At 61.7% G+C, this 8,698-nt stretch carries 9 protein-coding genes and 4 pseudogenes; 4 read left to right on the top strand and 9 right to left on the bottom strand.

Annotation, left to right across the window (positions count from 1 at the left end; all coding sequences use genetic code 11):
• The 3 pseudogenes from NKJ13_RS29035 to scpB form a co-directional block, all read left to right on the top strand.
• Positions 1 to 119 (top strand): annotated as a pseudogene (locus NKJ13_RS29035) (ATPase, T2SS/T4P/T4SS family); the annotation flags it as partial.
• Positions 120 to 242: 123 nt separating this feature from the next.
• Positions 243 to 737, top strand: a pseudogene (locus tag NKJ13_RS29030) (DUF1403 family protein); the annotation flags it as partial.
• 2 nt (positions 738 to 739) lie between these two features.
• Positions 740 to 1,458 (top strand): annotated as a pseudogene (gene scpB, locus NKJ13_RS29025) (SMC-Scp complex subunit ScpB).
• A 43-nt stretch (positions 1,459 to 1,501) separates the two neighbouring features.
• On the opposite strand, the gene NKJ13_RS29020 reads toward scpB, so the two are convergent.
• The 7 genes and pseudogenes from NKJ13_RS29020 to NKJ13_RS28990 all read right to left on the bottom strand — a co-directional run bounded on the left by NKJ13_RS29020 (position 1,502) and on the right by NKJ13_RS28990 (position 5,342).
• Positions 1,502 to 1,969 carry an RES family NAD+ phosphorylase gene (locus NKJ13_RS29020; RefSeq protein WP_352779160.1) on the bottom strand — a complete coding sequence of 156 codons (468 nt, stop codon included), beginning with the start codon at positions 1,967 to 1,969 and terminating at the stop codon, positions 1,502 to 1,504.
• Positions 1,970 to 2,021: 52 nt separating this feature from the next.
• Positions 2,022 to 2,408 (bottom strand): hypothetical protein, encoded by a 387-nt coding sequence (locus tag NKJ13_RS29015; protein WP_352779158.1) that lies wholly within the window; start codon positions 2,406 to 2,408, stop codon positions 2,022 to 2,024.
• 242 nt (positions 2,409 to 2,650) lie between these two features.
• Positions 2,651 to 2,815: pseudogene (locus tag NKJ13_RS29010) on the bottom strand (cupin domain-containing protein); the annotation flags it as partial.
• A gap of 170 nt (positions 2,816 to 2,985) precedes the next feature.
• Complete coding sequence (locus NKJ13_RS29005) at positions 2,986 to 3,615, bottom strand: ETC complex I subunit (protein WP_352779156.1); 630 nt, start codon at positions 3,613 to 3,615, stop codon at positions 2,986 to 2,988.
• Positions 3,616 to 3,687: 72 nt separating this feature from the next.
• Positions 3,688 to 4,182 (bottom strand): Hsp20/alpha crystallin family protein, encoded by a 495-nt coding sequence (locus tag NKJ13_RS29000; RefSeq protein ID WP_352517318.1) that lies wholly within the window; start codon positions 4,180 to 4,182, stop codon positions 3,688 to 3,690.
• Between the two features lie 75 nt (positions 4,183 to 4,257).
• The gene (locus NKJ13_RS28995) at positions 4,258 to 4,728 is read right to left on the bottom strand and encodes an Hsp20 family protein (RefSeq protein ID WP_352479470.1); all 471 of its coding nucleotides are present in this window, start codon (positions 4,726 to 4,728) and stop codon (positions 4,258 to 4,260) included.
• A 251-nt stretch (positions 4,729 to 4,979) separates the two neighbouring features.
• Positions 4,980 to 5,342: a hypothetical protein gene (locus NKJ13_RS28990; RefSeq protein WP_352779154.1), complete on the bottom strand. Its 363-nt coding sequence runs from the start codon at positions 5,340 to 5,342 to the stop codon at positions 4,980 to 4,982.
• 300 nt (positions 5,343 to 5,642) lie between these two features.
• Between NKJ13_RS28990 and NKJ13_RS28985 the strand changes: the two genes are divergently transcribed.
• Positions 5,643 to 6,983 carry a Do family serine endopeptidase gene (locus tag NKJ13_RS28985; protein WP_352779152.1) on the top strand — a complete coding sequence of 447 codons (1,341 nt, stop codon included), beginning with the start codon at positions 5,643 to 5,645 and terminating at the stop codon, positions 6,981 to 6,983.
• 89 nt (positions 6,984 to 7,072) lie between these two features.
• On the opposite strand, the gene NKJ13_RS28980 is transcribed toward NKJ13_RS28985, so the two are convergent.
• Both NKJ13_RS28980 and NKJ13_RS28975 read right to left on the bottom strand, forming a co-directional pair.
• A complete protein-coding gene (locus NKJ13_RS28980) occupies positions 7,073 to 7,423 on the bottom strand; it encodes a hypothetical protein (RefSeq protein WP_352779150.1) in 351 nt (116 codons plus the stop codon).
• Positions 7,424 to 7,757: 334 nt separating this feature from the next.
• On the bottom strand, positions 7,758 to 8,591 hold the full coding sequence (locus tag NKJ13_RS28975) for a thermonuclease family protein (protein WP_352779148.1): 834 nt from the start codon (positions 8,589 to 8,591) through the stop codon (positions 7,758 to 7,760).
• Positions 8,592 to 8,698 lie beyond the last annotated feature (107 nt).

The following is an 8,698-nucleotide window of genomic DNA, read 5'->3' as shown; positions in this document are numbered from 1 at the left end:
TGAGGACGAGGCGGGGGTCGGTCACGCTCGCCGATCTCGTGCGCTCGACCCTGCGGCTCAGACCCGACCGCATCATCGTGGGCGAAGTCAGGGGCGCGGAAGCGTCTACAATGATGGAACGAAAATATCCCGCCATGGTTGTATGTACGGATGGGTGGGGTGTATGTGATGAGTAGATATAGATCACTACACAATGCTGCTATGAAGCTCAAAGAGGACATTGATATCTTCGCCCCCGTTGTCCGTTCGCTGCCGCGGCGATCGCCGCCCGCGTCGTCGCCCTCCGGCCCGATGCCGAGCTTTTGGTGTGGTGGCTCGCCGACCTGGTGCTGGCGCAAAACCTGCGCTGGCCGCGCCCGCTGCCGCTGCTGATGGCACACGCTTTTGGCCCGGCGTTTCGGTCCAAGCCTGGCGGCGGCAAGCGGATCCGGCCAGGCGAAAAAGGGTTCGAGCGGGCAGTGTGCCTGGCGCTGGCGCAGGCGGCGGCGGACGCCTGCCGGTTGGCCGCCGAGCTGTCGCGGCGCGCGGAGCGGCTCATCGCCGTCGCACCGAAGCTCAGGGCAAAGGGGGCGGGCGATGTGATCCAAAGACTGCTCGATGACGACGCCCTCTCCGGATCGCTGACGACCAAAAACCTGTCGCGGTTTGCGGCGCGGCGCCTGTTCGAACGGCTGCAGCAACTCGAGGCCGTGCGCGAGCTGTCGGGCCGCCCCAGCTTCCGGCTTTTTGGGCTGTAGCGATGGCTGAAACCGCGAGAGCCGAACGCCCGCGAGACAAGGGTGATGTCCAGCGAATGCTGGTCGACACTGAGCTCGAGCACCTGCCGCCAGAACTGCGCTGGCGCGAGTGGATGGGCCGCGTGGAAGCAGTGGTCTTTGCGGCAAGCGAACCAGTGCCGCGAGCGGTGCTGGCGCGGGTCGTCGGCAAGAACTGCAATCTTGAACTGATCATCGACGACATCCGCGCCGAGCTCGCCGGCCGCCCCTATGAGCTGGTCTCGGTCGCCGGCGGCTGGCAGCACCGGACCAGAAAGGTTTTTGGCGATGCCATTCACGCAGCCTTCGGCACGTCAGCGGGCGAGGGGCAAAAGAACTGCCGCAGGCGGAGGCGCTTGTCTTGATGTGCATTGCCTACTTCCATCCGATCACCCGTGGCGAGCTCTCCAGCTTTTTCGGCAAGGAGGTGTCGCGCGACCTGATCGGCATGCTGCGCGCGCAGGATCTTATCGTTTCGGGTCCGCGCTCGCCGCAACCTGGCGCGCCCGATATTTATGTGACGACGAAAACTTTTCTGTCGCAGTTCGGGCTCGACACGCTGCGCCAGCTGCCGGATTCCGAGGCGCTTGAGGACGCAGGGCTGCTGTCGAAGGAGAAGCTGCTGGCCGGCGATATTCCAGCCGGGCTGGCGAGCGGGGAGGGCGACGGCGAGGACGATGTCATTGGGGAGCAAGCGCCGTGACGGGGGGCGTGGTCGCGTTGCGATCCCAGAGACAGTCGATAGCTCAGGACCAGGACGACTGGTCGTGCGGCAACCATTGATCGGGATCGTGAACCGCGACATGGTCGCTATCGACAAGATTGGCCGGAAAGATCACCAGATTGGTGCCGCCGGCGTGACGCAGCGACGGAAACAAGATGCCCCGAAGGCCGGCGGTGATAACCAAATCCGCAAGCTTCCACGATGGGGGAGCCTTCTTGTCGATGCGGGCGATCTGGCGCCAGGCACAATCCCAGTCCTTCCAAGCGCCGTCCCAGATGTCCGGGTCGAAACCCTGCGAAAGGTCGGCTACCTCGGCGAGCGTGATCTTGTAAGCGGCAAGGGTGGCGGGCGGGGTGATGCTGGCTCCCTGCTTGTATTCATCAAGCGCCGTCTGGGTCGCACGCGACAGATAAAGTGCTCGATGCCTGGCCGGTTGAAACGACCGCCGTCCATCGCTGCGCCTGCACCGCTGGTGGGCAGGAAAGCCCATTTGGGAGTCAGATAGCGATGGAAGATTTCGTCTGGACCGATGCGGGTGATCCTCACCCGCGCGCACCATTCTCGAGATCCCGGATAAAGGCCAGAACCGCCTCGACCTGGCCGCCCGCGACGAGCTCGGCTGCGGTACGATGGCCATAGTCGGCGATCGGTTCATTGCGGTACCAAAAGATCGCCTTGTTGACCTCGCCGGTGAGTTCCGTCGCCGCCGAGATCACTTTCACCATCTCGCGCATCCGGCTCTGCAGGCGCTCCGATGAGGGGTTGCGGAGCGTGTTGCGGTGGACACCGGTCAGCTGGGCCAAGTTGGCCACCTTCACGCCCAGCGCCTGCGACAGCCGCTTCGGCGAGATATAAGGCGTGCGCGGCTCCTGCAGGCTATCGACAAAGCCTGAAATCACCGTGGAATGTGCGAGCTGTGCGTGGGCCATGACAATCTCCGACCTCTCATATGCACAATATATGCACATTCCGATGCATAGCAAGTGGACGGAGGCCTACTCCTTCCACCAGACTACTTGCCCTTCTTCATCCCGTAGCGTTTGTTGGCTAGCGGCGGCATGCGCCCAACCTCGGTCGTTTATTGCGGCCCTGCACGCCCCTGAAAGCGGACATCGCTGGTGCCGACGCCATGAGCGGTGCTGCGCCATGACCCGATATTGCAGAATCGAGCTTAGGCCCTTGTCGTCAGGGTAGAGAGCTGGTCAGTGTCGTAACGGTTCCGCAAGTCTGCAAGCGCTTTCGGATCCGGAGAGCCGTGCGCAGCGAGCCTGGCAAGCTCTTCAAAATAGTGCTCGTGTCCGGGCGGAGAGACGGTCATCAGCACCCGCGCCGGCTCTTTTTGTGTCTCTGCTGACCATCGCCCTCGTCGGGACGTCCTGATCTTTTTAGACAGCAGGATTGGACCGGCGGGCGCGAGGTCTTGTGAGCTTAGGGGCGGATGCCGCGCTGCTGCACCAGCGCGAGCAGGGCCAATTCCACTTCGTCGAGCCGCGTCGGACGCGCGTTCTACGGTATCCCCTCGGCGGTTGCGAGATCGGCCAGATACTCGTTCCATGCCCAGTTGCGCAGGATGGCGCGTTTCTCGTCGGCGGTCAGAAGAGGGTCGACGACCACATCCATCGGCGATGCAAAAAGTGCCTCCTGGTCCGCCAGCGCCGGTCGATAATGCGACGCCTTCGAAACAGCGCCATAGCTGGTCTGCAGCAAAGTCAACTGGAGGCGGTTCAAGACAACGTCTGCGCCGGCCTGCAGCCGCTTGTCCGCATCAGAAGATTCGACGGACTTTTCGGCCGCCGGGCTTCCTTGAACCTCGTAGGCAAGCCCCTGCCGTTCGGCATAGTCGATGGCCGCCTGAGCCGTCGGAAAATCGAGCTCCACCTGGGTCAGCGTGTCACCACTTCCGGTGTAGCCCATCAGCGGTTCAATGACCGGCGCAGTACGCCGCTCGAACACCAGCCGCCAGACCTTCGGCCGCGCACGGCCGGAGGTCATGACTGAGCGGCAAGGCTTGTAGATCCGTGCGACCGCATCACTCGGGAACTCGGATCTGCCGAACGACGGCGCTCGCCCGCGTTTGTCGTTTGCCAGTTCGAGATTTTCTACGACTGGTGTGACTTCTCTTTCTTGCTTCTGCATCACTCATCCCTCCCATTTTGGCGAAGGATGCGCCGGAGGCAGCGGCCTGCCGCCTCCGACTTGCTCCATGCGTCAGTGGGTGATCGGGATGCGCTTCACCTTCGACTGCGCGTTCGGGTTCTTCGGCAGCGTCAGGGTCAGGACGCCATTGGCAAAGGACGCCTTGACCTTGTCGTCCTCGACCTCGTAGCCAAGGGGTATGCGCCGCTCGAAGCGACCATAGAAGCGCTCGGAGTAGTCCTTCTCGTCGGTCTCCGACTGCTTTTCGCCACGCAGGGTCAGCACGTCTTCGTCGAGCAGAACTTCGATGTCCTTCTCTTCCATGCCGGGGACCTCGGCGGTGACGCGAAGCTCATTATCCGACTCCGAGATCTCCACCTTCGGCCAGCCGCTATCGAAAGGCGAAAGCTGCCCCGCAGCAGGCAAGCGCGTCTCGAAGCTCCTCAACATATCGTCAAAGAGCCGGTTTACCTCGCGGTGAAGCGAAAGGAACGGGTCGCCACCGCTATAGATGCTCGGGGCCTGGTTGTTGTTGCGGCCCCACGGGATAAGGTCACGCATGTTCATTGTCATTCACCTCCACGTTCAACCGCGCGGCACCGGGCGATTGCCGGTGCCGGTCGCTTCTGATTCACTCTGACTTCAGGCTGCGTTCTTTTCGGCGTCGATCTGCCGAGGCGCCGCCTTTGCCGTACTGCCGGCGATGGCGATGCGGCGCGGCTTCATCTCTTCGGGAAGCTCGCGCTTGAGATCGATGTTCAGCAGCCCATTGTCCAGGCTGGCGCCGACGACTTTCACATGGTCGGCCAGTTCGAACCGACGCTCGAAGTCGCGCCCGGCAATGCCGCGATAGAGATACTGGCCGTCATCGTCGCCAGATTGCGACCCGCTCACAACCAGCAGGTTAGGTTGATGAGTGATGGTCAGCTGATCCTGTGAGAAGCCGGCGACCGCCATGGTGATGCGATAGGCGTCCTCACCAGTCTTGGCGATGTCATAGGGCGGCCAATTGTCTATCGCAGTGACACGGCTCGCATTTTCCAACATGTTGAAAATGCGGTCGAAGCCGATGCTGGACCGGAACAGAGGGGTAAAGTCGAGGTTTGTCCTCATAGCCACATCCTCCTTTGAGCAACATGGACACAATGAGACGCCAAGAGAGCCTTGACGCCTCCTGGACTTGCGCCGGCCCCATCTGGCGACCGGCGATTAGGTATTTATTAACAGTGCTTTACGGATTCAAGGGCGTTATAGGAAAATTTTCAGCCAGACGAATCGTCGCAGAAGAACACGTCTATCCCGCCCGCCGGCAGGACCTCGCCGGTGGGCGGATGCCTCGGATGAAGAGCGTGGCCGCGCTCCGCTCAAGGTCGATCGACGGATGCTGTAAAACCGGTGACCGCGATGCTGTCAATCTCACGACCCCGACCGGCGCCGGGAAGCTTCTCCAATTGATCCAGTTGGCGCAACGCGTCCATGATGGCATCGAAGCTGACCGGTTCGGTTGCTCCCGGCGGCATGCGCAGCGCCGGCACTGATTCCACTGCACAGGCATCCGATGCCCATGACGAAAGGATTGCACGCTTCTCCTGGACGTCCAGCGTCACGTCGGTCAGCACGTCCTGAGGTCGCTCGAAATGCCGTGCCGGATGGAGCAGCCGGTCAAGAAAAACATCGGTGCCCACGGGCGCGATTGAGGGAAAACTCGTCGAAATGGCTCCTTCCATCGAGGGTCCTCCGCTTTGAATAGTCTCCTCTGTTGACGTCATGTTTGGTGGCTCTCGCGATTTCCACCAGCCAAAATTTCGGAGAGTTTCGAGCAAATTTCAATGGCCCCGCAAGGCCACATTTTCGCAGTTCAGCCCACCATCAACATTTTTTCGAACCGGTGAAACAATCGCCGTGAATGTCAGTTCTTGCGTCTGGGACAAGTCGCGCAGCAGCGCCAGGGCGGTCGGGCAGGAGAACCAATCATGTCTTACATTTCCAGGAAGCGACTGTGCATTGGCTTCGTCGCAGGAATTTCGATGCTCTCGGCTGGTGGCTTTGCTCCGGTTTCAGCACAGGACATCCCGAACGACTTCAGCGCAATCGTGCGTCAGAAGCTGCCGGCCGTGGTCGCGATCACGACAAGGCAGATCATCCAGGACCAAACGATGCTCGACGATTTTCTCAACCCCTTCGACAGCCGCGGGCCTGCCCAGCCGCAGGTGCGAGAAGCCCTTGGCTCCGGCTTCGTGGTCAGTCCCGAGGGCTACATCGTCACCAACAATCATGTCGTGGCCGACTCCACCGAAATCCGCGTCGTATTCTCCGATAAGGAGACTTCGCCCGCTCGACTTGTGGGCCGCGATCCAGCAACCGACATCGCGGTGCTGAAGGTCGATCCACGCCCCAACATGACGACCACCGCCTGGGGTGACTCTGACGCAATGCAGCCGGGGGCCTGGACGATCGCGATTGGCAGTCCCTTCGGCCTCGGGGGAACCGTGACCGTCGGCGTTCTTTCCGCCCGCTCGCGCGACATCCAAGCCGGCCCTTACGACGATTTCCTCCAGACAGACGCCTCGATCAATAGAGGCAATTCCGGCGGCCCCCTGTTTAACGCGCGCGGCGAAGTGATCGGGGTCAATACAGCCATCGTCTCTCCGTCTGGCGGCAGCATAGGCATCGGTTTCGCCGTGCCGTCCCGAACCGCACGAAGCGTTGCCGATCAGCTGATCCGCACCGGCCGGATCGAGCGCGGGTTCATCGGAGTGCGTCTCCAGGAGGTGACGCCGTCGATTGCCCAGGCACTTGGCATATCGAGCACCAAGGGGGCGCTGGTCGCCTCGGTCGAGCCCGGCAGTCCGGCGGAGAAGGCGGGCTTACAATCGGGAGATGTGATCACCCGGTTCAACGGCAAAGACATCCAGGGCGTCCATGACTTGACGCTGGCGGCAGCGAACGAAAAGCCAGGGTCGAAAGCGACGTTGACAAGGAACCGCGGCGGCTCCGAGCAGGAGGTGGAGCTGATCGTCGGTCAACGCAAGGACGAGGAGGTGCAGACCGGTGCCGTTCCGAGTCCGGAAGCGGCGGGCCAACGGCTCGGACTGTCGCTCAGCCCCATTCCGGATGAAGCGCGCCAACAACTCGGTCTCCAGCCGGGTACCACCGGCGTGTTTATCCAGGAGGTGGCGCCGAATAGCCCCGCCGCCGAGAACGGCCTTCGGCCCGGCGACGTCATCGTCTCGGCCAACAACCGGGATGTGGCACAGCCGTCAGATATCCAGGAGGAGTGGGCAAGATCCCGGCAGCAGCACAAGCCCATTCTGTTGAGCATAAACAGGCAAGGACAATCCCTCTTCATTGCCCTAGCTGCTTCCTGACGTAGCGTGCGTCGAAACCAAAAATGTGACAAAGTTTCCGTTCCGTATCCGAAAGAACGGAATCAGGTCGCCGGAGCCCAAACATCACTTCAGCCGCCTCCTCCCATCTCGCGCGCGGCAAAAAGCAGCCAGCCGGCCGTGGCTCCCATCATCGTCCGCACTTGAGCAGCTCGTGCCGAGTCCGTGTCAATTTTGACGCACTCCGTTCCTACATAGCGTGACAGAAGACCTTCGCCGCGTTGGCGATGATGAAGACCGGCCTTGCCGGAACCGCGCAGCGAGCGCCCTTCCCGAAGACGCCATATGACCACATCTCGCACGGTCATTGTTGAGACGGCAGCGTCAAAGTTCGCCGCATCAGTTGCAACGAGTTCTGGAAAATCAGGCCGGACTTGAGGCCAGCGAATGATAACGTCAGGTCGGCTCGCCGTGTTCTGCATCGCTCGTTGTCGATGGGTGGCGATCATAATCGACGGGCGGTGACAACATAACTTCGGCCTCGGCTCTGCCGAACTCCCTGCCGATTTGGAATGCCGCTGAAAGCTGTCTCATGAACGGAGGGCGGCACGTATTTTGGAGGCATCGTTGGATCTTCCCGCTTTCATTTAGTCGACAATAGCTGGTCCGCTTGGAACGGCAGTCCGTCACCGTTCAAAAGCCCCCCGTCGAGGCGGCCTTTCATTAGGAACCCCTCCACATGACCAAACCCACCCCAACGCGCCGCGGCGCCAACACCGACGTGCGTGCGACCGTGAAGCGGCAGCACTTGCAGGTTCAACACTGGCTTTCGCAGGCGATGCCGTCTTTGTCGCGGTCTAGCTTGCGGCCCCAAGAGCAGTTGGCTAGGTACCAACTTGCTTCATCGCACGAGCTGATTTGGGAACAGGTGCGCCGCGGCTCGCATGAATAGCCGCTTTGTGCGACCTGATGGCGGTTGATTAAGCCAAGCGGCTGGTTAAAAAGCGGCCGGTTGTCGGCATGCGCTAGACGCCACACCCAAGGCGCCTGAAAAGTTCCGGCCCACAGACCGAGCTTTGCCGCCTCTGCCTTCGCCTGCTGCCCCGCATAGGCGCCGTGGCTGTAGAGGGGCCAGTCCAGTGCCAAGCCCTGCTCGACAAGCCAGCGCTGAACGCTACGACCGTCCGCCCGATCGCAGTTCCCGACAAGACGCCCGTACCAATCACGATCGACAAAACTGCAATGCAGCGGTTGCGAAGCTGCCAGGAACTTGTCCAAGGCTTGGGCAGCGCGGCGCCCGCATGGATAGTCAAAGCCCTTGGCGTCGTCGCAGTGCTGACGGCTCTCGGGCGCGTCGATGCCATTGAAACGAATCCTTTGGCCTGCAATCTCTACTGTGTCGCCATCGATCACCGAGGCGCGGCCTTCCATGTGGCCAGGCAATGGTTCTGTCCAGTTTGTTATCGTGCTCTGTTGGCCGGCGGTGCTCTGGATCGCGAACTGGGTGACTGCGGCGGCAAGCGTGCCGGCGCCGAGGAAGATCAGCCCCAAGAGGGGTCGCGGCAGCCGCCGTGACGGCATTCTTCTGCCGGCGCGCCTTCGCCAGCGGTCAGCCTGATTGGCGCCTTGATAACGGTGGCCTTTGCCCACGCCCGCTCTCCCGGAAGAGAGAATGCCGCCATTCCGGGCGAGAGTCCAGAAGCTGCACTAGCCGGTCGGCAACTGGTCAACGCGGGGGGCAACGGCTCAGCCTTTCA

The organism is Mesorhizobium sp. M0174 (assembly GCF_040322275.1).
Taxonomy (GTDB): domain Bacteria; phylum Pseudomonadota; class Alphaproteobacteria; order Rhizobiales; family Rhizobiaceae; genus Mesorhizobium.
Note: the sequence above shows the minus strand (reverse complement) of the source record. Positions and strands in the feature narration are given on the sequence as shown.

Bases quoted from the DNA above. Each gene is read 5' to 3' on its own strand.
- NKJ13_RS28990 (WP_352779154.1), bottom strand. From the start codon at position 5,342: ATGGAAGGAGCCATTTCGACGAGTTTTCCCTCAATCGCGCCCGTGGGC.
- NKJ13_RS28995 (WP_352479470.1), bottom strand. From the start codon at position 4,728: ATGAGGACAAACCTCGACTTTACCCCTCTGTTCCGGTCCAGCATCGGC.
- NKJ13_RS29020 (WP_352779160.1), bottom strand. From the start codon at position 1,969: ATGGGCTTTCCTGCCCACCAGCGGTGCAGGCGCAGCGATGGACGGCGG.
- NKJ13_RS28985 (WP_352779152.1), top strand. From the start codon at position 5,643: ATGCTCTCGGCTGGTGGCTTTGCTCCGGTTTCAGCACAGGACATCCCG.
- NKJ13_RS29000 (WP_352517318.1), bottom strand. From the start codon at position 4,182: ATGAACATGCGTGACCTTATCCCGTGGGGCCGCAACAACAACCAGGCC.
- NKJ13_RS29005 (WP_352779156.1), bottom strand. From the start codon at position 3,615: ATGCAGAAGCAAGAAAGAGAAGTCACACCAGTCGTAGAAAATCTCGAA.
- NKJ13_RS28980 (WP_352779150.1), bottom strand. From the start codon at position 7,423: ATGCAGAACACGGCGAGCCGACCTGACGTTATCATTCGCTGGCCTCAA.
- NKJ13_RS29015 (WP_352779158.1), bottom strand. From the start codon at position 2,408: ATGGCCCACGCACAGCTCGCACATTCCACGGTGATTTCAGGCTTTGTC.